Source organism: Aeromonas sp. R6-1, assembly GCF_040908165.1.
Classification (GTDB): domain Bacteria; phylum Pseudomonadota; class Gammaproteobacteria; order Enterobacterales; family Aeromonadaceae; genus Aeromonas; species Aeromonas caviae.
Window position 1 is genome coordinate 1 of sequence record NZ_JBFODF010000040.1, and the last position, 2,264, is coordinate 2,264.

General features: G+C 64.3%; 1 pseudogene. It reads left to right on the forward strand.

Annotated elements, in window-relative coordinates:
- Positions 1 to 2,264: pseudogene (locus AB5Y68_RS11805) on the forward strand (type I secretion protein); the annotation flags it as partial.

The window sequence follows — 2,264 nt, forward strand, 5'->3', positions numbered from 1 at the left end:
CAGGCAGTGACTGCGAGCGGCACCCTGGTGCTGACGGTGACCCTGCCGAGCGTGCCGGGGCGCATCGAAGCCCACACCCAGGCAACCCTCGATTACCAGGTGACGGTGCACACCAACCTGGATCACGGGGCGGATGACAAGCTCAACCTGAGCCTGCCGGTGAAGGTGACCGACAGCGACGGCAGTGTGATCACCGACAGCACCACGGCGGTGATCACCGATGCCGCCGATCCTCACCTTGGCAACGACAGCGGGGTCACCTTGCAGGAAGGGGCCTCGGGCCAGACCCTGGATGGCCAGTTGCCGGTGAGCGTGGGCAGCGATCGCCTGGTGTCGCTCAATTTCGAGGCGAACCAGCCCGGCCTGAATGGCCTCACCAGCGGCGGCCAGCCGACCCACTATCAGGTCAACGGCAACGTCATCACCCTGCTGGATGCGGGCGGCAAGACCATTCTGACCGTGACCCTGGGGCTGGATGGCAAGTACCAGGTGGTGCTCGACGGCGTGCTGGATCAACCGGTCAGCACCAACAGCGTCAACCTGGGGCTGCAGGTGCAAGGCACCGACTTTGACGGGGACAAGAGCAACCTTGGCACCCTCAATATTCATATCACCGACGGCGTGCTGCCCCAGGTCGACCCCGTCTCCCTCACCCTGGTGGAGGACAGCGACTGGAGCGCAGCCCAGACCCTCACCGGGGATCTGGCCATCACCGCCGGGGCCGACCCTCTGGTCAACATCGCATTCGATGCCAGCCAGCCCGGCCTGCAGGGGCTCACCAGCGGTGGCCAGCCCGTGGTCATCACCATCAGCGGCAACAGCATCAGCGGAGCCGTCAACGGCCAGAACGTCTTCACGTTGACGCTGGATCAGAACGGTCACTATGTCTTTACCCTTAACCAGCCGCTGGATCAGGGGAGTGCAGACAGTCTGCTCAAGGCGGGCTTCACCCTCACCGACAGTGACGGAGATAAAGTCTCCTCCACCCTGACCGTTGCCATCGGCGACGGGGCCAATCCAGTCATCAGCGCCGTGACCGGCACCGAGATGACGGAGGCGAACCAGGGGGCGAAGGATGTGGTGAGCCACATGAGCTTCACCGTGAGCCACGGGGCTGATGCACTCGATACGAGCAGCCTCAAATTCGATATCGCCGCCATTCAGCAGAGCCTGGATGGCAAGTACAGCAGCCATGGCAGCCCGGTGACTTTCACCCTGGATGCCAACGGCGAGCTGGTGGGGACCAGCGCGGACGGCCGCGAGGTGCTGCGGGCCGAGCTGGATCTGGTGGAGAGCAACGGCAACTGGAGCGTCACCGCCAAGGTGACCCTGGGGGCCGAGCTGGATCACCAGGGGAGCGAATCCCTCGATCTGCCGCTCACCGTCACCCTGACCGACAAGGACGGAGACAGGGTCTCCACCGACTTGCCGCTCACCATCAAGGATGGCCATGCGCCGAACTTCGTGGCGGGCAGCGGGGTGAGCCTGGATGAGCGTGGGCTCGACGGCAGCAATACCCTGACTGGCACCGGCCACTTCCAGGTCAATGCGGGCTCTGATCGGGTGAGCGAGGTGTCGTTTGCCGACATCAGTGAGCAGCCGGCCCTGACCGCCCTGGGTCAGAGCGTCAAATACGAGCTGGTGGACGGCGATGCCAGCATCCCGGGCAATCAGGTGCTGAAGGGCTATGTGGAAGTCAATGGCCAGCGCGTCGAGGTGCTTCAGGTCGAACTGGTGGGCAAGCTGGACAACGCCGCCAGCAACGGTTTTGACTACAAGGTGACCCTGTTCGAGGGGGTTCACCAGAGCGGTGGCAACGCCACCGACCTGCCGTTCAAGCTCAACATCGTCGACAGCGACAAGGGCAGCGGCAACAACGACAGCACCACGGGCACCCTCAACATCCGCATTTCGGAAGGGGACAAACCGACCCTCACCCTGACCGGTGTGACGGTGAGTGAAGGGCGCTTCGATGGCGCCGCCAACAACCAGACCGGCGATGATCAGCATGCCACCGGCACCCTGACCATTACCGCGGACTCCGATCCCGTGGTGGACGTGCGGCTGACCCTCTCGGGCCAGGTCGTGGATGGGAGTGGCAAGGCCATCACCCACAACGGTGAGACCCTCACCTGGCAAGAGGTGGCGGGCAGCAATGGCCACGGTTTCCAGGCAGTGACTGCGAGCGGCACCCTGGTGCTGACGGTGACCCTGCCGAGCGTGCCGGGGCGCATCGAAGCCCACACCCAGGCAACCCTCGATTA